Raw genomic sequence first — 22728 nt, 5'->3', positions numbered from 1 at the left:
CTGCGTTTCATGGAGCGCGGAATTGATTCCGCAGCACTCCGCGTGCGCCCTCGGCTCTGCGCTGTTCCTGCAGCGTCTCGATAACGCCCGGGCCTGCGCGTGCGCGAAGCGTCTTGGAGTGCGTGCGGCAAGCCTCGGCGCGACGCCGCTTTCGCATGCCGGACGGTACGCTCAAGACGAAGATCGTGATTCACTCCGCGAAAGCGGTGTCGTCGATGCAGGCTTGCGCCGTGCATCTGCGCGACCGCACTCCACGACACTTGGCGCGCGGCAGCAGGTTCCCAGACTCACTCACGGTTCGTATGAACTAAGGCTCACAAATCTGCGAGCAACACCTTCCATCAAGCATCATTCATCCCTGGCTGTTTATCTCCGCGTTCCTGCGCATCTTCGTGGCAATCACGAAGGATGCTGCTAATCATTCCGCCCCCTCATGCGTTCCCTGACGATGACATCCCTCCACCCATCCTGCGCGCTGCTCGCGTGCAGTCTTTTCATGACTTCCTGCGATCGTTTGCAGGAGCGTGAAGCCATCACCGAAACGCGTGACATTTCCAGCCATGCCCCGAAGCCGCATTCGGACATCCCCAGCTCCACACGCTTCTATGATGATGCGAAAGAGCAGCCCCAGCAGCGGCCCAATTTCCGCGAACTGCTCACCTGGACCCTGCCTGAAGGCTGGAAGGAATCCGCCACGCCAGACCCCATGGGCATGCGTCTGCTTGACCTGAGATTTGGCCCGAATCAGGAAGGTGAATGCTACATCTCCCTCATGCCCGGACCCGCAGGTGGTCTGGAGGCCAATGTGAACCGCTGGCGCACGCAGATGGGGCAGACGCCCTACACGGCGGATGAGATCGCCAAGCTGCCGAAGAAACCCTTCTTCAACCGTGACGCAACGTTTGTGGCCTTCGATGGCGACTTCAAAGGCTTCGGTGCTGAGGCGGCCAAAACCGGCTACCGCATGCTCGGCCTCATTCATTCCGCCGATCAGGCCACCATCTTCGTCAAGCTCACCGGACCCAAGGCGCTCGTGGAGCAAAACACCGCCGCCTTTGATGCCTTCTGCCTGTCGATCAAACCGAACCTGCCCAAGCAAGAATAGTGACGGCTGAAGCGCCTGCGCTCGTCGTTCCTTGTTTTTGATTTCGTCATTCCCCAGCCCCCGCACCTCCGTCGTGTCCGACTCATCCAAATCTCTTCCCGCGAAAGTCTTCGCGTTTCTTTCCAGCTTCGGCCTTGCCACCTCGGTGCTGGTCATGCTGCTGGTGCTCACCTTTCTCGGCACGCTGGAGCAGGCGGAGCACGGCCTCGTCGCCAGTCAGGCGCGCTACTTTGAGTCCGCGTTCATTGACCGCATCGACATCGGTGCCTGCTGGCGCGCACTCGCCTTCAATGCCTACTGGGACATCGGCAATGTGTCCCTGCCGCTCTACATCGTGCCCGGCGGTTACACACTCATGGCGATCCTCTTCGTGAATCTGCTCTGCGGCGGCATCATGCGCATTCGCAAGTCGCCCAAGACCATCGGCGTCATCATTTCCCACTTCGCCATCCTGTTCATGATCGCCGCTGGTGCGGTGACGCATCACTTCGCCAAGGAGGGCAACATGAACCTGCGTGAAGGCCAGACGGCGGACGAGTTCCTCAGCTTCCATGACCGGGTGATCGAGATCGAAAAAGTGCAGACGGATCCCAAGGCCAAACGCAGCGTGCTGGTGATCGACGAATCGAAGTATCGTGATCTGACCGATGGCAAGGGGCGCACCTTCACCAGCGAGAGCCTGCCGTTTGATCTCATGATCACCAGCTGGAGGAAGAACGCCCAGCCCAAGCGCGATGCCGAGGGCAGCCGTGCGGATGCCGTGGACGGCTACTTCATTCAGGAGCTGCCTCAGTTGGATGAAACCGGTGCCGCGATGGCGGACGAGCAGCTTGGCAGCGCCTGCGTTGCCATCGCGAAGATCAAAAAGGGCGACGAAAAACAGACGGGCATCCTGTGGGAGTTTGCCGCCGCGCCCTGGACCGTCACCGTCGGTGCGGACAAGTACCTCATCTCACTGGTGCACCGCACCTACAAGCTGCCCTTCGCCGTGCGTCTGGACCAGACCGAGGAGGAAAAACACCCCGGCACCGAGCGTGCGCGGCGCTTCAGCAGCAAGGTCACCAAAATCAGCGGCGACCATGAGGAGAAGCGTTACATCACCATGAACGAGCCCGTGCGCAGCGAAGGCTATGCCGTGTTCCAGAGCACCTTCAGCTCGGGCGAGCAGGAAGGCACCGGCGTGAAAAGCTCCGGCTTCATGATCGTCGAAAATCCTGCGGATCACTGGCCGCTCATCTCCTGCATCATCGTGGCAGAAGGCCTGCTGCTGCACTTCCTCATGATGCTGGCTCGTTTCATCAAGGTGAACCCCTGGGCTTTCTCCCTCAGTCTCATCGCCGCCTTCAATGCCGCCTTCGCCCTCGCGATGTGGAAGCTGCTCTAACCGCCCTCCGGCCCACGTATTTCTCTGCATGAAAACTCTTCGTTCCGCCCTCCTCGCGCTGTTCTCGCTCAGCGGCTTTGCCGCCGCTGCTGAACTTCCGCCGCTCGATCTGTTCCGCGACAAGGAGGTCGTGGAAACCTTCGCATCCATCCCGGTGCAGGAATCTGGCCGCATCAAGCCCCTCGAAAACGTCGCCAGCTATCGCCTGCTGCGCTTTCGGGCCCGCCGCAGCATCTGGCTGACGGACAGCGGTGAGATGGATGGCAAGCCGCTCGTGGATCCCGCGACGCAGAAACCGATCACCAAAGAAGGCGACAAGCCGGTGAAGCTCAGCTCCGTGGAATGGATGCTGATGAGCTGGTTCCGCCCGGACATCGGCAGGACGGTGCCGCTGTTCAAGGTGGACAACTCTTCCGCCATCACCGAGCTCGGCCTCACGGCCAAGGCCAAGCGCGACCAGTACACCTACGCTGAGATCGAGCCCGCACGGCAGGTCATGATGAAAAAGATGGGCGAGTATCGCGTGATTCCCTCCCGGAAGCAGACGCCCGAACAGCGCATGATTGTGCAGCTCGCTGCCAACTTCCTCGACTATGAAATGATCATGGGGCATTTCGACTTCATCCGTGAGCCCCTGGGTGAAAAGCCGGAAGGACTGCCTGCCGGAGTGACCCTGCCAGTTCGCCTCTCGAAGAGTATCAACACCCTGATTGCAGCCATTCGGACCAACAACGGACCGCCGATGCAGCTCCCATGGTTCAGGGCTTTTGCACAGGGTGCTCTGGGTGCCATGATGAGCGGCAATGCTGAGCAGCAGCTCCGCATCTTCCCGCCAGCCCCTGGAGCCAACAATGTCTGGAACGGTCCCGGCGAGATGATCTTCGGCGCGATCAACAGCGACAAAGACGTGCCGACGGATCAGCTTGCCTGGCTGGCGCAGTATGAAGAGGTTTACCTGGCCCTGCCAGATGCGGCGAAGTTCAAGGCCGCCTCCAAGGCGCTGCTGACCAAAATTCAAGATGCCGCCAAAGTACGCGGGGAAGGGCAGTCCATTGCCTTGGAACGTCACGCCATGCGGGCAGACTACTTCTTCTATTCGCAGTGGATTTTCCTCGTGGGATTCATCGCCGTGGCATTCACCTGGGTTTCACCGGGGTCACGCTTTGAAAAAGGGGCCCGGCTCTGTGCATGGCTGCTGCTGGGTGCTGCCACAGCCCTGGCGGTGACGGGTGTGGTGATCCGCTGCATCATCATGCAGCGCCCGCCGATCACCACCTTGTATGAAACGATTCTCTTCATCGGTGCCTCCTGCGCCTTGCTCGGCTTGATTGCGGAGTGGATCACGAAACGCGGGCTGGGACTGCTCGTGACGGCCATCGGCGGCACGGCCTGCATGTTCCTCTCCATCCAGTTTGAGGCCTCCGAAGCCACCGACACCCTGCAGCAGCTTCAGGCCGTGCTGATCACGAACTTCTGGCTCTCAACCCATGTGCCGATGATCAATCTCGGCTACGCCGCCTGCATGGTCGCCGCCTTGATTTCGATGATCTATTTCATCCAGCGCCTCTTTGGCGTGTTTAAAACCGGGGAAGGGGACTCGCGCCTGCTGACCCGCGTCGCCTACGGTTTCATCGCCACCGGCTTGTTCCTCTCGCTGGTGGGCACCGTCCTCGGCGGCATCTGGGCGAACTACAGCTGGGGCCGCTTCTGGGGCTGGGATCCGAAGGAGAACGGCGCGCTCATGATCGTGCTGATGTGCCTCGTCATTCTGCATGCGCGCCTCGGCGGTTACATCCGCGAGATCGGCCTGCACTGCTGCAATCTCATCCTCGGCTGCATCGTGATCTTCTCGTGGTTCGGCGTGAACCAACTCGGCGTCGGCCTGCATGCCTACGGCTTCACGGACGGCATCTGGCCAAAGATCTACGGCTACTGGCTCAGCCAGCTGCTGCTGATGGGCTACGGCGTGTATCTGTCGCTCAGCGAGCGCCGGGTCAAGACGACCAAGGTGGAGAACGTTGAAGACGTGAAGCTGGCAAAGTCCCCGGCGCACTGAGAGTGGCACTGTGAGGTCGCCACCTAGCGTGGCGGCTTTTCGTTCTGAGAGTCGTAAAACACCAGCGTTCAAGCGGGTGCGACAGCGTCTTGGAGTGCGTGCGGCAAGCCTGGGCGCGCCGCCGCTTTCGCAATCTGGACGGCGGGCTCACGACGAAGAGCTTACTAAGCTTAGCAAAAGCAGAGTCGCCGTTGCAGGCTTACGCCGTGGGAAGTGGGTGATGGTTCAGCGCAGGCTTGGCAACTATTGCAAACGACTGCCAACAACGCCAACCGTCACTTTCGAAGGAGCGTCCCTTACTTGGACTTCCTGAACGCGATGATGCCCTGGGCGATGCCTTCGGCGATCCTGGCGCGAAACTCACCGGTCAGCATGCGGGCGCGTTCGGTGGAGTTGCTGACGAAGCCGCATTCGACGAGCACGGCCGGGTTCTTATTGGTGGCACGGATAACGTGGAAGTTGGCGTTCTTCACGCCGCGATTAAGCATGCTGCTGCGCTGCACAAGGTAGGCCTGGATGTAGGCCGCGAGCATGTAGCTGGAGGAGAAGTGGTAGTAGGTCTCCGCACCGGCGCCGCTGCCACCGCGGTTGTAGTTGTAATGGATGCTGACGAAGATGGATTTGCCCCGGCTGTTGCCGAGAGCGGAGCGGTCCTGCAGGGGGATGAAGACGTCACGGCTGCGGGACATGATGACCTTCAGGCCTTCTTTTTTGAGGAGCTGCTCCACGCGGCGCGCGGTGTCCAGCGCCAGGTGCTTTTCATAAACATAGCCGATGGCCGCACCGCGGTCATGAGCACCATGGCCGGGATCAAGGATGACGGTGTCAAAAGCGTGAGCCTTGCTCAGCAGCATCAAAACCGTCAGCGCAACCCAGCAAGGGCCTGTGAGCAGGCGGTTCAAAGCATGGCGAGGGGTGGGGAAAGTCGGCATGTGATTCGGGAGGTGAGAGCGAGGCAGGTTTCGCATGAACAAGCCTGCAAGCTCATCTTGGGTATAGTAATCGAAGATGCAGGGAAAGGGTCAAGTGGTTTGCCTGCAAACCTTCGGAACAAGGCAGAAAAAAACCGCCGGATGGAGCACATCCGGCGGTGTAGATCTTATTGAGGCTGATGACTGATTACAGTCCGGAAGGTGGCAGGCCACCAGGGGCGCCAGGAGCACCAAGCGGAGCCGGAGGAGCACCGCCGGGCATTCCACCAGGGAGGGGAGCGGGAGCGCCAAGGCCGCCAGGAGGAAGGCCGCCGGGCAGCTGTCCCTGTCCGCCAATGCCGGAATTGGTGTTCATGCTGTTGTTGCCATAGACCACCTGCAGAATGCGCTGCGGGATGCCCTGTGAGGCCTGGGTGAAGAGGTTGAGGCCGCCAGCCATGATTTTAGGGCCGACGGAACCTCTCTTGCCTGCCAGAGCTTCAACGGCCACGCTGCCGTCGTTGCGACCGATGATGATCTTGCCACCAGGCCAGGTGCGGCCTGGAACGACCTGACCTGCCACGTCGGCATTCCAAAGGGGCGGCCAGCTGATGGAGACTGGGTTTTCAAAGACGATGGGCATGTTGCCCACGGTGGTGTCCGTCTGGTTGCCGGTCATGGCCCAGTGGTTTTCACCTGGCATCAGCGCATTGCCGTAGTTGGGGGCCTGGCCGATGTTGTTGTCCGGGTTGTAGCCGGCAGGGCAGCCGAAGATGCGCTCATCCGTCACGATCTGTTCCTGGATCATGTAACGGTAGGCGTCATTGGCGCTTTGGGCCATGCTGCCTGTCAGCGGGTTGGCCACGGAGTCAGGATACTGGCTGTTGTTGTCTTTGGAAAACTGCTTCAGAGCAAGGATGACCTGCTTGCAGTTGTTGACGCCTTTCATCTGATTGCCTTGGGTCTGGACCATCGTGAAGGCGGGCACGGCCAAACTCGCGAGAATCGCGATGATCGTGATCACCACCAACAGCTCGATCAGAGTGAAGGCTTGGTTTCGTTTCGTTTTCATTATGTGGGTATGTTTTGGGTTGGGTATGATGTTATTAGGACACCGGAATTAATTCGGCACCCAAGGATTAGACCCAAGTGGGGGCTGAAATGCGAGAAAAAAATGTCACCTTTCGAGGCACGGGGGCAAAGTCATCCCAAGTGCTACACAAGGGCAGGGGATTGCCTGCATGCCCAGGCACAAAAAAGCCGCCGGATGGCGTGCATCCGGCGGCGTGGTATGTCTCTAGATTTTATGACCGATCACAGTCCCGTAGGAGGCAGGCTGGCGGGGGCTCCTTGCACACCAGCAAGAGGCGGAGGTGCGCCATTCACGGTGGGAGGTGGGATCTCTCTGAGGGGCCCTATGGGGTCGTTAATGACAGCGTTGCCAAAAACCACCGGCAATATGCGCTGCGGCATGCCTTCGGAAGCCTGGGTAAACAGGTTCATGCCACCAGTCATGATCTGGGGGCCCACCATGCCTTTTTGACCCGCCAGAGCTTCCACCGCGACGCTGCCATCATTGCGGCCAATGATGATCTTGCCACCCGACCAGGCGCGACCGGGTGCGATCTGACCTGCGGCATCCGCATTCCAAAGCGGAGGCCAGCTGAGGGAGGCGGTGTTTTCATACACGAGGGGCATGTTGCCCTCCGCAGTGTCCGTCTGTCCGGCCGTCATGGCCCAGTGGTTTTCACCGGGCATCAAGGCATTGCCGCAGTTGGGGCGTTGACCGATGTTGCCATCCGGAGTGAAACCGGCGGGGCAGCCGAAGATGCGCTCATCCGACACGATCTTTTCCTGGATCATGTACCGGAACGCGTCATTGGCGTTCTGTGCGAGGCTCCCGGTCAGCGGATTGGCCACTGAGTCGGGATACTGGCTGTTGTGGTCCTTTGAGAACAGTTTCATCGCGAGGATGATCTGTCTGGCGTTGTTGACGCCTCGTGTCTGATTAGCCATCCTCTGGATGAGGTTGTAGGTGGGCACCGCCAATCCCGCGAGAATCGCGATGATTGTGATCACCACCAACAACTCGATCAGAGTGAAGGCGTGGTTTCGTTTCGTTTTCATTGTATGCGTATGTTTACCTATCGTTTGTTTTATTATGTTATGTGAATAACGGAATATTCCGCTATCCACCCCAATTAGACCCAAACGAGGGCTGAAATACGAGACAAGAATTTAGCCGTCCCTGACGTGGCGGCAGGCGTAGGGAAATCCAGGCCTGAGCCGCTGTAGATGAACTGGCCCGGGACAAAAGCACAAAAAAGCCGCCGGATGCGGGGCATCCGACGGCGTCGATTGTCTGCAGTTTAATTGATGGGTCGCCTACTTTTTATAAACCACCTGCAGGACGCGCTGGGGGATGCCTTGAGAAGCTTGGGTGAAGAGGTCGTTGCCATCGGCCAAGATTTTGGGGCCGACCTTGCCTTGGTCGCCAGCCAGAGTTTCGACAGCGACGCTGCCGTCGTTGCGACCGATGATGATCTGGCCACCCGGCCAGGTGCGGCCGGGTTGGATCTGGCCTGCGACGTCGGCATTCCAAACCGGAGGCCAGCTGTTCGTGGCGGGGTTTTCAAACACGAGGGGCATGCTGCCCACCGTGGTGTCCGTCTGGCCGGACGTCAGCGCCCAGTGGTTTTCACCGGGCATCAGGGCATTGCCATAGCTGGGGGCTTTGCAGATGTTGTTGTCCGGATTGTAGCCGACGGGGCAGCCAAAGATGCGCTCATCGGTCACGATCTGTTCCTGGATCATGAAGCGGAAGGCGTCATTGGCGTTCTGTGCCATGCTTCCCGTCAGCGGGTTGGCCACGGAGTCCGGATACTGGCTGCCGTTGTCTTTGGCGAACAGCTTCAGCGCGATGATGATCTGCTTGCAGTTGTTGACCCCTTTCATCTGATTCTCCTGAGTCTGGGCCATGGTGGTGAAGGCGGGCAAGGCCAGGCTCGCGAGAATGGCGGTGATCGTGATCACCACCAACAGCTCGATCAGAGTGAAGGCGTGGTTGCGTTTCGTTTTCATGGGATGTGTAAGTTGATGGGTGGGATGATGTGATTTGAAAAACGGAATATTCCGCTATTCACCCCACTTAGACTTAAACGCAGTTGAAATACGAGACAAGAATTGTGCCGTTCATCGCATGGCGTTAGACGTAGGTAAAACTCACGCCAGGGCCAGAAGAGTCACTTTGAGCTCCTGGCAGAGCTTGAAAACTTCCTCCCGTCCGAGGAGCAGGGTCATGCCCGCCTCCACGGCGATCAAGTCCACTCCGGCAGCCGCCGCGGTGCGGATCGTCTCCGGTCCCACCACGGGCACATCAAAGCGCATGTCCTGATTGGGCTTCGAGACCTTCACCATCGTGGCGCCGCCACGGCCCAGGGCACCGCCGCGCTTGACGGCCTCGTTCGTGCCTTCAAAGGCCTCCACCGCCAGCACCGTGCCGTTCTTCACCACCACCGTCTGGCCGATGTCCAGCCGGCTGCTTTCCTTGGCGATCTTGAAGCCGTACTCCGCATCCTCCTGCCGCCGCTTCTTGATCTGCGGTCCCGCCACATGACCGGGGCCGGGCATGAGGTCTTCGAGAAAAGTCGTCGCAGGTAGCAGCGTGATGCCGTCCTTCGCCAGTTCATTGGCGATGCCGCCAAACAGCGTCTCCGCGTTTCGCTGCTTCAGCTTCGCCATCATGATCAGCGTGCGGAAGTCCGGGCGCAGATCGAACAGGTTCTTCGGCGCGATCTGCCCCACCATCACCGTCTGCGTCACGCCCTGCTTTTTGAAGAAGGAGATCATCTTGCCCAGCTGCCCCACGCGGAACCACTCAATGGCATCCACCATGCCTGCCAGCTCCGGCTTCGTCTCATTCGTAAACGCCGCCGCCACCAGCTTCTTCACCCCGGCCTTCCGCGCCGCAGCCACGAAGGTTTCCGGATAAATGCCGTTTCCAGCAATGAGGGCGATGGTGTCGAGGTTCGGGGCGGTCATACGGACAGCGCCTACGCTATGGCGGGGGCTCCAGGGAGCGCAATCGCGAAAGAAGGACGGAAAGGACTCCCGCTCGCAGTTTGGTCTTGTCCTTTGCGTCCTTTCTCTCTCTTTTGCCCGTGCTCGTATGACGCCATCTCCGGTCAATCCACCCAATCAGCCCGTCGGCTTGTCCTTGCTCAAGGCTCGAATCCGGGAGCTGTTTCTCCACGTGCAGGTGCTGGGCTTTGTGCGGGGTCTCATGGTCTGGCTGCGTATCAGTGTGCTGCGGCAGCAGTTTGAAATCTCGGTCCAGGTTCCTGCATTGAAGGCTCCTGTGATCCTCCGTGCGGGCGGCACGGACATCGAGGTCTACAAAAAAATCTTCATCGACCACGAGTATCGCCTGCCATTCGATGCCCGCCCCGGCACCATCCTGGATCTCGGGGCCAATACCGGACTGGCCTCACTCTACTTTCGCACCCAGTTTCCAGAGGCCCAAATCGTCGCCGTCGAACCTGACCCGGCCAATTTCGCCATGATGCAGCGCCACCTCGGGGCGCTGCCGGGCGTGGAGATCATCCAGGCCGCCGTGTGGAGTCACGATGGGAAGATCACCCTCACGGATCCGGGCATCGGCTCCTGGGCCATGCGCGTGGAGGAATCATCGCAGTCAGCCTGCGGCCAGTGCCAGGTGGTCGCCCTTTCCATGACATCACTGCTCAAGCATTTCCCTCAGGGCCGGGTGGACCTGCTCAAGATGGATGTGGAGGGCGCGGAGAAGGAGGTCTTTGAGTCCAGCGCCGCGTGGATTGAAAACATCGACGCCATCGTCATCGAACTGCACGACCGCTACAAGCCCGGCTGCAGCCGCGCCTTATTCTCCTCCGTCGCCACGCTGCCGTTGGAGCAATGGATTGGCGAAAACCTCTACGTCTGGCGCGTCACAGCTTAAACTTCTCACACTGCCCCATGAACTTGCGCGGGTTGTCCCACGCCACTCTCTGAATCATCTCAGTCGTCCACCCGCGCTGGCGCATCGCCTGCATGGTCTTGGGCACGGCGAGGGGATCGCTGATGCCCCAGTCGCAGGCGCTGTTCATCCAGATTTGTTCGGCGTGGCGCTGCTCCAGCATGTCGATGGCGCGGTTCGGGGTGCATTTGCTTTCAGGATACAGCGTGATGCCGGCCCAGAAGCCGTGATCCAAAACGTGGTCGATGGTGTGCTCTTCGACGTGGTCGATGATCACGCGCTCGGGCTTGATCTTGGGGAAGTTTTTCAGCGCCTCGACGATCAGGCGCGTGCCCTTGAGCTTGTCTTCAAGGTGGGGCGTGTGGATGAGCACCAGCGCATCGTAGTCCTGCGCCACCTGCACGTGCTGCTCGAAGATTTTGAGCTCGTTGCGGCTGTTCTTGTTCAGGCCGATCTCGCCAATGCCGAGCACGCCGGGTTTGTCGATGAACTGCGGGATCAGCGCGATGACGTCGTCCGCCAGTTTGATGTCCTCGGCTTCCTTCGGATTGATGCACAGCCAGGAGTAATGCTGGATGCCAAACTTCGCGGCACGCTTCGGCTCATACTCGGTGATCTGGCGGAAGTAGTCGTAGAAGCCTTCGGCGCTGGCGCGGTCGTAGCCGGCCCAGAACGCGGGCTCGCAGATCGCCTGGCAGCCGGCGATGGCCATGCGCTCATAGTCATCCGTGGTGCGGCTGACCATGTGGCCGTGGGGCTCGATGTAATTCATGGGGGGCGGTGGTTGGCGATGGTTTCCGGTTGTTGGGCGGCAATCACAAACGACTGCCAGCAACGACAACCCTCACTTCTTATACGCGCCAATCGCGCCCTGCATTGCCGCTTTCTCCACGGGTTCCACACTCGGATCGCTGAAACTCAGCAGCACATCGCGCGCGCGCTGGGGCTGGTCCTGGGAGAGCAGGGCGATGGCGTTTTTCAGGGCCTGCACGCGGAAGTCGCCTTCCTGCCCGGCACGCTGCACGCGGTCGAGAAAGGCGGCGAGGTCGATGAGCTTCGAACGCGAGTCCATGAAGCCCAGATCGACCAGATTGACTTGGGTTGGGGGTGTCCAATCAGGCATGTTGAGAATGTAGTCGCCCCATGCCCCATCGCAACCGCTGGATCGTTGCGCTGTCGATTCTGCATGCCATGGTGGGAGACTCATGCCCGACCTCACCCCTGACGAACTGAGCCGCTACGCGCGGCATTTGGCGATCCCCGAATTCGGGATCGAGGGCCAGCGCAAGCTGAAGGCGGCACGCGTGCTCTGCATCGGGGCAGGGGGCCTGGGCTCGCCCATCACCATGTATCTGGCGGCGGCAGGCATCGGCGGACTCGGCCTGGTGGACCCGGATGTGGTGGAGATCACCAACCTGCAGCGGCAGATTCTCTTCGGGCAGAAGGACCTGGGGCGCAAGAAGCTGGACGCCGCGCGCGACCGGCTGGCCGACATCAATCCGCATGTGGACATCCAGGTTTACCCGGAGCTTTTCACTGCGGCGAATGCCATGAAGATCGCGGCGGACTACGATGTCATCATCGATGGCACGGACAATTTCCCCACGCGCTACCTCAGCAACGATGTGGCCGTGTGGCTGCGAAAGCCGAATGTGTATGGCAGCATCCTGCGCTTTGACGGGCAGGTGGGCGTGTTTGCCCCGCATCTCGGTGCGCCCTGCTACCGCTGCATGTGCCCGCAGCCCCCGCCTCCGGGCATGGTGCCCTCCTGTGCGGAAGGCGGCGTGCTCGGCGTGCTGCCGGGGCTCATCGGCACCCTGCAGGCGCTGGAGGCCATCAAGCTCATCACCGGCATCGGCCAGCCGCTCCTTGGAAAACTGATGCATGTGGACACCCTGAGCATGCGCTTCCGCACGCTGACCCTGCGCCGGGACCCGGGCTGCCCCGTGTGCGGCGAGAATCCGACCATCACCGAACCCATCGACTACCAGGGCTTCTGCGGCATCACCGCCTCCGCCCCTCCAGATGTTCCCACCATGACCGTTCACGAACTCAAAGAACTCCGCGAAGCCGGAGACAATCATTTCCTGCTGGATGTGCGCGAGCCGCACGAGCAAAGCATCTCACGCATTTCAGGCGCGGTGCTCATTCCCCTGGGCGAACTCGGCACCCGCACCGCCGAGCTGCCGCGCGACAGGCGCATCCTCGTTCACTGCAAGAGCGGCGGCCGCAGCGCGCGCGCCGTCAGCCTCCTGCGCGATCAGGGCTTTGAAAACGTCTGGAACATCTCCGGCGGCATCATCGCCTGGGCGCGTGAAATTGACCCCTCCATGGCTGAATACTGATGCAAAACGAAACCCAATGGCTCAATGATTTTCTGCCCCTGCTGCGCTGCCCGGACACGCACCAGCCCCTGCGCCGCGCGACGCCGGAGGAATGCGCCGCCAGCAGGGTGGAGGCCGCGCTGGCGACGCTGGATGGCACGCGGATCTTTGTGATTGATAACGGGATTCCGATTCTGCTGCCGAGGTAGGAGCGAAGGCGCGAAGGGATCTTGGCGGCCGAAGTTCCAATGGGGAGTCTGACCGTCCAGCGCGAATTTGGAGTGCGGCACGCGTAGCTGCCGCTTTCGAGCGTCTCGTGGTGCGCATGTGCTGACCGGCCTGCGAAGGATCACCGGCTGCCGCAGTCGGACATCTTCTTTCATGCGTGCGTCACCGAGTCCGGCGAAAGCGGTAGCTGCGTTCGTTCCTCACTCCGCGACCGCAGTCCATATGGAACGGCTGCGATACGAACGCATTGGTGCTACACCCTGCTCACCACCGGCACTTCCTTCTGCAATGCCGCCACGATGATCTGCTCCGCATGGGTGATGGGCAGGGAGTAGTGGCCATCGATTTCAGACCAGTGCGTCTCGGCCTGCGGGATGAGCTGGGCGATCTGCTGGGTGTAGGTCCAGGCGATGTTGCGGTCCTGCTTGCCATGCCAGAAGCGGATGGGGAAATTGATCTGGCTGACTTCGAAGCCCCATTCGCTGAGGTAGATGTCCGCATCGGCGATGACGCTGCGCGGGCCGCGATCCAGCGCGCCGAGCGTGGCATCCCGCACCACATCGTAGATGCCGGGCAGCAGCAGCACGCGGCGGTCTTCCTGACCCAGCAGTTTCATGAGCCAGCGCAGCGGGGCCTTGTGGGGACTGCCCCTGGCAGCCAGGCCGCCCACGCGCAGGACGAGCCCGAGGATGGTGGGAAAATAATGCCGCAGCTGGATCATGAAGCGGTAGAGCCAGAACATCTGCCGGTCTCCCAGAAACTTCAGCGGGGGCGCACCGCAGATGATGGAGGCGGAGAGCAGGCGGCGGTTCAGCTTCAGCGCGGTGACGAGGACGTACGGGCCGCCGCCGGACCAGCCGAGGACGTGGTAGTTGTCCGCACCCACATGCGCGGCCAGTTGTTCCAGCGTGTCCGGCCAGTCGAGCAAAGCGCGGCGCTGCTGGAAATCCGACAGGCCGATGCCGGGGCGGTCCGGGCAGATGAGCCGCATGCCGTGCTTTTTGGCATGCTCATGGAAGAGCGAGCCCTGCACGCGCGAGGAGGGCCAGCCGTGGAAGTAGAAGGCCACCTCGCCGCGTGGATCACCGTACTCGCAATAGCCCAGCTTGAGGCCGTTGGAGAGGGTGAAGGTATGGTCTGACATGCGGGAGAGCGGGGGCGGAGTGTGCTGTTTCAATTCGCGCCTTCAAGCGCCTTTTCACCCAGCAGCGGACTGCTGCGCGGCACACGGTAGCGGCGCAGGCCGAACTGCGTGACGGCCTTGTCCTGCAAATGGGCCACGGCTTCATCCACGGAGTCGGTCCATTTGATGAGGTCGAGATCTTCCGCGCTGATGGTGGCGCCTTTCAGCATGTGGTCCATGAACTGGCGCATCTCCGGCCAGAAATCGCTGCCCATGATCACGATGGGGAAGCTCTTGAGCTTCCGCGTTTGGATGAGCGTGAGCGCCTCAAACATCTCGTCCATGGTGCCAAATCCGCCGGGCATGATGATGAAGCCGTAGCTGTACTTGATGAGCAGCGTCTTGCGCACGAAGAAATGCTCCATGGTCACCCAGCGGTCGAGGTAAGGATTGTGGCTTTGTTCAAAAGGCAGGCGGATGTTGCAGCCGACGCTGCGTCCTCCAGCATCTTTTGCGCCACGATTGGCGGCTTCCATGATCCCGGGCCCGCCGCCGGTCAGAACGGTGAAGCCCATCTTCGCGATGGCCGCGCCCATGTCCCGCGCCAGCTGGTAGTAGCGGTGCTTTTCATCAAAACGTGCGGAACCGAAGACGGTGATGCACGGGCCCACGAAATGCAGCGAGCGGAAGCCAATGATGAAGTCCTTCGCCACGCTGTAGAGCAGCTGCAGATCCCGCAGACGGCGGTTTGGGCCGCTGAGGAGCGCGCGGTCCTCCAGCTGGCTGCAGAACTGCTCATCGGCGTGGATCTGGGCGGGGGTGACTTGCGTGACGGGCGCTGGCGCAGGAGCGCTGGTCGCCACCGTTCCGGGTTCGGGTTCCCGGTCGAGAAGGGTTGGAGCTGGCATGGTTGGTTTGATAAACTTGGAATGCAAATGCGGTGCTTTTGTTCACCACGATGTGGATTATTTAAAGAATTCCTAAACTGATTTCCAGTAAGCGAAACGCCTGTGGTGCTGCTCTCTGGCATGGGGTGGAAAGCCATGGGCACCTTCGATTCTGCCGCAGAGGGGCGGAGAGGCAGAGGGAGCAGAGGAGAGATTGAATCTCTGCCACCTCTGCCCCTCTGCCCCTTTGCCCCTTTGCCCCTTTGCCCCTTTGCCCCTTTGCCCCTTTGCGGCAAACCGAACTTCCCCAGGTTGTCCAAACGGGAAATGAGTTTCAGGAAACTCCCTCACACTCGGCTGCCAAGAAAAAGCCCGCAGGCTCCGTGTGAGAACCTGCGGGCGCAATGAAAACGAGGGATGCGGCCTCTCTTATCAGGCGGCCTGCGCTTCTTCGCGGGAAGGAGCGTCGGAGTCTTCGCCGCGGTTGTTTGGCTTGGCACCACTGAGCTGCAGCGGGCGGCCCATGAAGTCCTTGCCGCTGAGTTCCGCCACGGCGCGGCGTGCTTCTTCCACGCTGCCCATGGTCACAAAGGCAAAGCCCTTGGAGCGCTGGGTGCGGCTGTTCACCACGACTTCGGCGTTCTTCACAGCGCCGACGCCGTTGAAGAGTTCAAAGAGATCGCTCTCGGTGGCGTCATAAGACAGATTGCCGACGTAGAGGCGGTCCGTGGTGATGTCCGCCGGGTTCACGGCAGGAGGGGCCTCACGGCGCACGCGGGGCTCGCGCTGCGGGCGGGGATTGTCATTCGTGGAGCGCGGGTCGGTGCTGCTGCGATCCGCCTGGGGGCGGCTCTTGGGCTTGGACTTGCCGAGGCCGAAGAAGCCCAGGATCTTCTGGAAGAAGGAAGGAGGGGCATTGCGGCTTTCGCGGCCACCTTCACGGGTGGGGCGGGGGCCTTCAGGCCGGGGACCACGTGGGCGGTTGCGATTGCGGTTGCGACGAGGGCCGTTGCCATTGCCGGAGGAGCTGCCTCCGCCATTGCGGTTTGGATAATCGGACATGAGTTGAGTTTACGTAGGGGTGGGTTGCGTGTTCATGCAGGGCCGGGGTGCTGATAGGGGCGGCGGGCGGGAACGGGCGGCTTGCCTCTTTCACGGGTCCGCGGCACGCGGCGGACCGCACACGCGGCCTGCCACAGCACCACCACGGGCTGCTGCGGTTTTCAAAGCTGGGCCGCACTGGCCCTGCCTGCCCTAAAGTCATTTCCGCGCACTCTTGCAGCACGCTGGAGATTCCTTTCGGGCGTTCCATCCGCTGGAACGCTTCCTGCTGCGCTGTCGGGGGTCGAAGATAGCGCATGGGGAGTTGACGTTCAAAGGGACGGGCTTCGGAGCACTCAATGAAGGCTCTGAAAACAGCGGGCGGACTGTAATCAGGGCACGGAGGTGGTCAACCGAGAATCACGTACGCATTGCTTGCCCCTGCCGGGCTTTCACCCCATCATGGCCCCATGATCAAACCCATCGTTTATCTCAAAACGGGCTGCCCCTGGTGCGAAGAAGTCACGGAATACCTTGATGCCAAGCGCATTGACTACGAAGCCGTCGTCGTTTCCGGCAATCGCGAAGCCTTGCAGGCCATGATCGACCTCAGCGGCCAGAGCAAAGCCCCCACCATGGACTGGGACGGCGAGGTGCTGGCCGACTTCGGCGTGGATGAGCTGGTGCCGTTTCTCCGTAAAAAGGGAGCGGTTTAGCGGGGGAGGTGGGATATACACTTCAAAAATCAGCAATCCCTGCTCATAAATCTTCAATCGCGCACGGCCTGGACGCCCTGAGGCCGGAGGATTGACGATTGTCGAGCAATCGATTTTAGATTGTCGAAGTTCCAAACCTCCGGCAGGCGCACACGACGAGTGATGCCGCTTCGTTGCGCGAGTATCAGCCGGCCCTTGGGCTGCGTCATTCTTGAGTCATTCGGATTTACTCATTCCACATTCACCCGCTCCTTGCCAGAACGGCGAGGTGCTGGCGGACTTCGGCGTGGATGAACTGGTGCCGTTTTTGAAGAAGAAGGGCGTGGTATAGCGGGGGAGGTGGGATAGGCACTTCAAAAATCAACAATCCTTGTTCATCAATCCTCAATCGCGCACGGCCATGCCCCCCTGAGGCCGGAGGATTGACGATTGTCGAGCAATCGATTTTTGATTGTCGAAGTTCCAAACCTCCGGAATGTGCACACTACGAGTGATGCCGCTTCGTTGCGCGAGTCTTGACAGGCTCAGGCCTTCGGCATGCTTGAGTCATTCGGTTTTCGGCCTTCCACATTCACCCGCTCCTTGCCAGAAGCGCCAGAACCTGCATCTTGCCGCCATGTCTTCCCCTGATTCCCGCCCCGCCTCCCGTGCGTTCCTGCTGCCGCTCGCCTTGATCGTCGCCGCCGCTGCGTTTCGCTGGGCCAAGCTCAAAGGCTACGTCACTCTTGAAGTGCTGGAAAACTTCACGCCGTGGATGGCGCTGGCCTTCACCGGCACGCTCGTCTTTTCCAAACGGGTGCCCTTCATCCTCATCCCGCTGCTGCTTGTGGCCATCGATTTCACCGCCACGGGTGCCCAGGTGCTGCACTGGGAGGCGCTGGTCGTGTATGGCTGCTTTGCCGCCGCCGCGCTGCTGGCCAGCCTCTGGCGCGGGCAGATGGGCATGCTCGGCAGCCTGCTGGGCGTGGTGGGCTGCTCGCTGGTCTTCTACTTCTTCACCAACACCGTTTCCTGGCTCAGCAATCCCGTCTCCGCCTACTCACGCGATCTCGCAGGCTGGCTGCAGGCCGTGACCACCGGCGAGCCCGGACATCTGCCCACCTGGTTCTTCCTGCGCAATTCCCTCGTGAGCGATCTCGGCTTCAGCCTCCTGCTCCTCGCCGCGTTCAACACCGAGGCCGCCTTCCGCCAGCAGCAGCGCATCCCGCTGCGCCAGCCTCTGGCCGCCTGAGCCCCGCCCTCCCACGGCCATGAAGCGCATCGCATGGCTCTTCACTTGGGTTTGCATCGCGCTCTCCGCGCAGGCGGCGGAGACGCTGCACCTCTACACCTGGGCGGACTACATCAGCCCGGAGGTGGTGCAGAAGTTTGAGAAGCAGCACGGCTGCAAGGTCGTCATCGACACCTTCGACTCGAACGAAAGCATGTTCGCCAAGTTCAAGGCGGGCGCTGCTGGGTATGATCTGGTATTTCCCACCGCCTACATGATCCAGGTGATGCACGCGCAGGGCATGCTGGCGGATCTGGATCACAAGCTCATCCCCAACCTGCCAAACATCGACCCCGCCGTGCTGGCGAAGGTGAAGGACCAGACCATGGCGCACAGCGTGCCCTACACCCTGGCCTATGCCTGCATCGCCGTGCGTGCGGACAAAATCAAAGGCGCGCCCGCCGAAGCCACCTGGGCCCTGTTTGACCGCGCCGCCCTGGCCGGACGCATGACGCTGCTGGACGACATGCGCGAGAGCATCGGCGCCGCCCTGAAGTCCCTCGGCCACAGCATCAATACGCGCGATGAAGCCCAGCTCGCCGCTGCGCGGGAGGTCCTCATCCGCTGGAAGAAGAACATCGCCCGCTTTGACAACGAAGGCTACAAGAGCGGCATCGACTCCGCCGAGTTCCTCCTCGTCCATGGCTACAGCGGCGACCTCTTCCAGGTGCAGATGGAAAACCCCAAGGTCGAGATCCTCATCCCCCGCGAAGGCGTCACCCTCGGCTGCGATGAAATGGTCATCCCCAAAACCGCGAAGCAGCCCGCCCTCGCCCACGCCTTCATCAACTTCGTCCTCGACCCCGCCATCGCCGCCGAAAACATGGAATGGATGGGCTACTACTGCCCCAACAAACCCGCCATGGCCAAAGTCAGCCCCGAGTTCCTCAAGAACCCCGCCGTCACCATCCCCGCCGAACTCCAGGCCAGATGCGAAGTCATCGAAGACCTCGGCCCCGACCTCGCGAAGTACACCAAAGTGTGGGACCAGGTGAAAGCGGCGCGGTAGATGAGGGGCGCGGACTTCAGTCCGCAGCACTCCGCCAGCACCCTGCACTCCGCATCCCCACGCGGCCTCTCCAAGCCCAGCATCACCGTGCTTGCCACACGCCGCCTAACCACCACCCTCCATGCACGGCGACCTGCTGCGGACTGAAGTCCGCGCTCCGAAGAATACTTCTCGCCAAAGCTTCGCGGTTTGCTTGGATGGAGTGAGCACGGCTGTGTCCGCTTCTTTTCCTAAAAACATCCCCATGCCGTTTCCACATCAGCATCTGGCACAAAAGATCAGTGATCAGCTGAATGTGCTCGCCGCTCAATTAAAGACGCGCACCCGGGCAAGCCAAAACGACGCCAATCATTGGCTGGAATCGGTCATGGCACGTTTCTTCAATGCGCTCTTTGGCTGGGATTTGGTCAATCTCAATGCCGATCAGCCGAACTTTCCCGCAGCAGATCTGGGTGATCGTTCGCGCCGCATCGCGATGCAGATCACCAATCAGGATGCCGCGAGCAAGATCACCGAGACGGCTGAGAAAGCCGTCCGTCATCAGCTCGGCAAAGAGTTTGACCAGCTCATTCTGTTCTTCCTCCTGCCAGAGAAGCCTGCCATACCGAGGAGCTTTGTGCAGCCAGCGGCAGGACCCGCTATCGAATGCTGGGACCTTGCGGACTTGTTGAAGCAAATGCCCGAGCTGCCGGATCAAAGCTGCTTATCGGCTGCTGCGGCCGTTTTGGAAAAAGAACTCGGCCATCAAAGCGCGAGTGAAGAACCGCCTCCCTCCAATCTCCCCGGCGGCTACATCGGCCAGACATTTGTGGGCCGTGAGCAATTCCTGAAGGATCTGCGCACTTCGCTTCTAAAGCAGACTCACACCACTGCCATCACGCAGCGGCCTGCGGCCACGGTCACAGAAGGACTCGGTGGCCTGGGCAAGACCCACGTGGCGGTGGAGTATGCAGACCGGCATCGTGACGAATACAAAGCACTGCTGTTTGTTAGCGGCGACACACCGCAGAAACTTCAAACAAGCCTCGCGGCTCTATGCGATGTGCGCGGACTCCAACTCAGTGACAATCTCCCGCCGGACGAAGCAGCGCGTGCAGGCATCGCTTTACGCTGGCTTGCCTCGCACTCCAGCTGGCTGCTCATCGTTGATAACGTCGATGATGAAGCCGCCGCGCTGGCGCTCAGAGAGCACTTTGAGCAATTAAGGAAAGGTCATGTCCTTATCACCTCCCGCCTGCGCAATTGGTCGCAGCAGGTAGATTCTCTGGATCTCTCCGTGCTGAGTCCTGACGATGCCGCCGACCTGCTACTACAACTCACGGACAAACATCGACGCAAAGCTGCTGATGATGCCGCGAAAGTCCTCACGCTGGCCGAACTCATGGATGGCTTGCCTCTCGCGCTGCATCAGGCCGCCGGTTATATCAATGAGCAGTGCTGCACGTTTGCCGAGTACCTAACCATCTACAAAGATAAAGCCGCTGAGTTGCTGAACTGGTCCAATGACTTGATCATCCCTTACGAGAGGCCGGATAAGAGTGTGCCGCGCCCCGTCCTCATCACCTGGAAGACCAGCTTTGACCAGCTTGATGATGATGCGCGCTTCTGGCTGCTTGTCTTCTCCCATTTTGCGCCCGAGCCTATACCTGAATCTCTGCTCGATGACCAACCGGATTCGGATGATGATGTCAAAACACTCCACCGTGCCGCACTGAAGGCCATCGCTCAGGCAGACAAATTCAACCTGCTCACCCGCTACACAGATGATCCTCCTCGCTTTAAGGTGCACCGCTTGGTTCAGGAGGTCACCCGCCTCACGGCCAGTGCTCAAGAACGCACTACTGCTCTGGCCATGGGCATTCAGCTGATGGATATAGGCGACCCTGGCAATCCGCAGGATGTCCGAACGTGGAAGAAATGGACTCCTCTCCAACCTCATGCTCAGATTCTCTGCCTTCATGCACCTGATGAACTTGGTTCATATAGACTAACTTGGCTGCTGAACTGCCTTTCTCTTCTACTTCAAACCAAATCTCTCTATGCACAGTCGGAGCCACTGATGCGCCGGGCCTTGCGGATTGATGAGGCTACCTTTGGGCCGGAGCATCCCGATGTCGCGATTCGCCTCAACAACCTCGCTCAGTTACTCCAGGCCACGAACCGGTTGATGGATGCCGAGCCGCTGATGCGCCGAGCCTTGCAGATATATGAGGCTAGCTTTGGCCGTGATAATGCCAAGCTGGCCGCTATGCTTAACAATCTCGCGAGGCTTCTTCAGGATACGAACCGAGTGGCAGAGGCCGAGCCGCTGATGGAAAGAGTAGTAATGCTCTTGGAGAACAAAGGCGGGGAGCCGATGTCTAACTACGCTGTTTCTCTCAACAACCTCGCTGGGTTGTTAAAAGCTACGAACCGGCTGGTGGAGGCTGAGTCGCTGATGCGACGAGTTTTGGAAATGGACGAAGCAAGCTATGGTCCAGAGCATCCGGAGGTCGCCCGTGACCTTAACAATCTTGCGGCTTTGCTCTATGACACGAAGCAGTTGACGCAGGCCGAGCCACTTTGGCGCCGGGCTCTGCAGATCGATGAGGACAGCTATGGAATGAAGCATCCCAAGGTCGCCATCGATCTCAATAACCTTGCGTTATTGCTCCATGACACGAACCGGATGACTGAGGCCGAACTACTGATGCGCCGGGCCTTAGACATCGACGAGACCAGCCATGGTGCGGAGCATCCCTCCACTGCCCGTGATCTAAATAATCTCGGGCAGTTGCTTCAGGACACGGACAGGCTGACGGAGGCGGAGCCACTGCTGCGCCGGGCCTTAAGAATCTCTGTGCGCGGCTTGGGGCTGGGGCATCCGAGTTCCAAAACATTTGGTGCCAACTATATTCGCATTCTGAATGGATTGAAGCTGCCGGTTGAGGAAATTGCAGAGCGAGTGAAGTCTGCGGTTAGCGAGGTGTAGTATTTTATCTCTCATGTTTTTCGAGTGATCGAATTGGCGCACACGCCTTCAAAGCCTGCGTCACCAGCCATTTTCATGCATTCGGCGGTATCAGAAACTTTCCCTGCGGCGTCCCCGTCTCTGCGGTGAAAAAGAACGGTTTCTCCTACGCTGCGCAGCATACCACACCATGCTTTTATATAGCCCGGTGAGCCATGAAATCACCCGCCATGCAATTTAATGAAACAATTGCTTTGACTTCTGAAATCCTGGCCCAATTAAAAATGTCGGCATGAATCACTCATCACCGACACACTCATCGGCTTCCAGCCTTCCGGCGGGGAAGATCACGCGAAAACAGGTGGCTGCTCATTACGGCCTTTGCGTTCGCATCATCGATAACCTCACCCGCTCCGGCGTGCTGGGGCATTACAGGATCGGCAAGTCCGTCCGCTACGATCTGGCGGAGGTGGAGGCCACGCTGCGGGCGCGCTTTCACGTGGACGGCACAGGGCTGCAGGGCGGGGCGGGCTGTCCCCAGCCCGCCGCGACGAAGCGCAGAGGCACCAAGAAAAAGCAGAACCTCCAAGAGAACCTGCAGCCTGCGGTTCACGAGGGCCGCACGGTTGGCGCTGCCGCGCATGCGGGTGCGGATTTCCAGGATGAAGGCGAGGAGACGCGCGATGGCGGCTTGAGGACAAGCCGCCCTAGTGTGCTTGGCATGAACATGA

General features: G+C 60.3%; 21 protein-coding genes. 11 read left to right on the top strand and 10 right to left on the bottom strand.

Features of this window, described 5'->3' with window-relative positions; genetic code table 11:
- Positions 1–496 precede the first annotated feature (496 nt).
- The 3 genes from AC24GY_RS27445 (at position 497) to AC24GY_RS27435 (ending at position 4545) form a co-directional block, all read left to right on the top strand.
- Positions 497–1105 (top strand): hypothetical protein, encoded by a 609-nt coding sequence (locus AC24GY_RS27445; RefSeq protein WP_487689562.1) that lies wholly within the window; start codon positions 497–499, stop codon positions 1103–1105.
- 73 nt (positions 1106–1178) lie between these two features.
- The gene (locus tag AC24GY_RS27440; RefSeq protein ID WP_487689559.1) at positions 1179–2489 is read left to right on the top strand and encodes a cytochrome c biogenesis ResB family protein; all 1311 of its coding nucleotides are present in this window, start codon (positions 1179–1181) and stop codon (positions 2487–2489) included.
- A gap of 28 nt (positions 2490–2517) precedes the next feature.
- Positions 2518–4545 (top strand): cytochrome c biogenesis protein, encoded by a 2028-nt coding sequence (locus AC24GY_RS27435; RefSeq protein ID WP_487689557.1) that lies wholly within the window; start codon positions 2518–2520, stop codon positions 4543–4545.
- A gap of 296 nt (positions 4546–4841) precedes the next feature.
- Here AC24GY_RS27435 and AC24GY_RS27430 read toward each other — a convergent pair whose 3' ends face one another.
- The 5 genes from AC24GY_RS27430 to AC24GY_RS27410 form a co-directional block, all read right to left on the bottom strand.
- A complete protein-coding gene (locus AC24GY_RS27430) occupies positions 4842–5477 on the bottom strand; it encodes an N-acetylmuramoyl-L-alanine amidase family protein (RefSeq protein ID WP_487689554.1) in 636 nt (211 codons plus the stop codon).
- Positions 5478–5664: 187 nt separating this feature from the next.
- Positions 5665–6528 carry a type II secretion system protein gene (locus tag AC24GY_RS27425; RefSeq protein ID WP_487689551.1) on the bottom strand — a complete coding sequence of 288 codons (864 nt, stop codon included), beginning with the start codon at positions 6526–6528 and terminating at the stop codon, positions 5665–5667.
- A gap of 242 nt (positions 6529–6770) precedes the next feature.
- Positions 6771–7583, bottom strand: a complete 813-nt coding sequence (locus tag AC24GY_RS27420) for a type II secretion system protein (protein ID WP_487689548.1) — start codon at positions 7581–7583, stop codon at positions 6771–6773.
- Between the two features lie 258 nt (positions 7584–7841).
- Complete coding sequence (locus AC24GY_RS27415) at positions 7842–8537, bottom strand: type II secretion system protein (RefSeq protein ID WP_487689545.1); 696 nt, start codon at positions 8535–8537, stop codon at positions 7842–7844.
- A 141-nt stretch (positions 8538–8678) separates the two neighbouring features.
- Positions 8679–9497 (bottom strand): LpxI family protein, encoded by an 819-nt coding sequence (locus AC24GY_RS27410; protein ID WP_487689543.1) that lies wholly within the window; start codon positions 9495–9497, stop codon positions 8679–8681.
- 127 nt (positions 9498–9624) lie between these two features.
- On the opposite strand from AC24GY_RS27410, the gene AC24GY_RS27405 reads away from it, so the two are divergent.
- Positions 9625–10431, top strand: coding sequence for an FkbM family methyltransferase (locus tag AC24GY_RS27405; protein ID WP_487689540.1), 807 nt, complete (start codon positions 9625–9627; stop codon positions 10429–10431).
- Here the strand turns inward: AC24GY_RS27405 and AC24GY_RS27400 are convergent.
- On the bottom strand, positions 10421–11221 hold the full coding sequence (locus AC24GY_RS27400; RefSeq protein WP_487689537.1) for a TatD family hydrolase: 801 nt from the start codon (positions 11219–11221) through the stop codon (positions 10421–10423). The genes AC24GY_RS27405 and AC24GY_RS27400 overlap by 11 nt on opposite strands.
- A 72-nt stretch (positions 11222–11293) precedes the next feature.
- The gene (locus tag AC24GY_RS27395) at positions 11294–11656 is read right to left on the bottom strand and encodes a hypothetical protein (protein ID WP_487689534.1); all 363 of its coding nucleotides are present in this window, start codon (positions 11654–11656) and stop codon (positions 11294–11296) included.
- On the opposite strand from AC24GY_RS27395, the gene moeB reads away from it, so the two are divergent.
- Both moeB and AC24GY_RS27385 read left to right on the top strand, forming a co-directional pair.
- Positions 11655–12794, top strand: coding sequence for a molybdopterin-synthase adenylyltransferase MoeB (gene moeB, locus AC24GY_RS27390; RefSeq protein WP_487689531.1), 1140 nt, complete (start codon positions 11655–11657; stop codon positions 12792–12794). The two genes, AC24GY_RS27395 and moeB, sit on opposite strands and share 2 nt — an antisense overlap.
- A complete protein-coding gene (locus tag AC24GY_RS27385) occupies positions 12794–12982 on the top strand; it encodes a hypothetical protein (protein ID WP_487689529.1) in 189 nt (62 codons plus the stop codon). The genes moeB and AC24GY_RS27385 overlap by 1 nt, the downstream gene beginning before the upstream one ends.
- A gap of 272 nt (positions 12983–13254) precedes the next feature.
- Here the strand turns inward: AC24GY_RS27385 and AC24GY_RS27380 are convergent, their stop codons facing one another.
- The 3 genes from AC24GY_RS27380 to AC24GY_RS27370 form a co-directional block, all read right to left on the bottom strand.
- Entirely contained in the window at positions 13255–14145 is an 891-nt protein-coding gene (locus tag AC24GY_RS27380; protein ID WP_487689526.1) for an alpha/beta fold hydrolase, read from the bottom strand.
- A gap of 29 nt (positions 14146–14174) precedes the next feature.
- Positions 14175–15032, bottom strand: a complete 858-nt coding sequence (locus tag AC24GY_RS27375) for an LOG family protein (protein ID WP_487689523.1) — start codon at positions 15030–15032, stop codon at positions 14175–14177.
- 411 nt (positions 15033–15443) lie between these two features.
- Complete coding sequence (locus tag AC24GY_RS27370) at positions 15444–16073, bottom strand: RNA recognition motif domain-containing protein (RefSeq protein WP_487689520.1); 630 nt, start codon at positions 16071–16073, stop codon at positions 15444–15446.
- A 449-nt stretch (positions 16074–16522) separates the two neighbouring features.
- Between AC24GY_RS27370 and AC24GY_RS27365 the strand changes: the two genes are divergently transcribed.
- The 5 genes from AC24GY_RS27365 to AC24GY_RS27345 form a co-directional block, all read left to right on the top strand.
- Complete coding sequence (locus tag AC24GY_RS27365; protein ID WP_487689517.1) at positions 16523–16768, top strand: glutaredoxin family protein; 246 nt, start codon at positions 16523–16525, stop codon at positions 16766–16768.
- Positions 16769–17384: 616 nt separating this feature from the next.
- Positions 17385–17999 (top strand): DUF6580 family putative transport protein, encoded by a 615-nt coding sequence (locus AC24GY_RS27360; protein ID WP_422320872.1) that lies wholly within the window; start codon positions 17385–17387, stop codon positions 17997–17999.
- A 19-nt stretch (positions 18000–18018) separates the two neighbouring features.
- Positions 18019–19047, top strand: coding sequence for a polyamine ABC transporter substrate-binding protein (locus tag AC24GY_RS27355; protein WP_487689515.1), 1029 nt, complete (start codon positions 18019–18021; stop codon positions 19045–19047).
- Between the two features lie 121 nt (positions 19048–19168).
- Complete coding sequence (locus AC24GY_RS27350; RefSeq protein WP_487689512.1) at positions 19169–22018, top strand: tetratricopeptide repeat protein; 2850 nt, start codon at positions 19169–19171, stop codon at positions 22016–22018.
- Between the two features lie 271 nt (positions 22019–22289).
- On the top strand, positions 22290–22728 hold a 439-nt coding region (locus AC24GY_RS27345; RefSeq protein ID WP_487689509.1), incomplete at its 3' end, for a helix-turn-helix domain-containing protein.

This window comes from Prosthecobacter sp. Pr1 (genome assembly GCF_057652315.1).
This window is presented reverse-complemented; position numbering and strand designations above follow the sequence as displayed.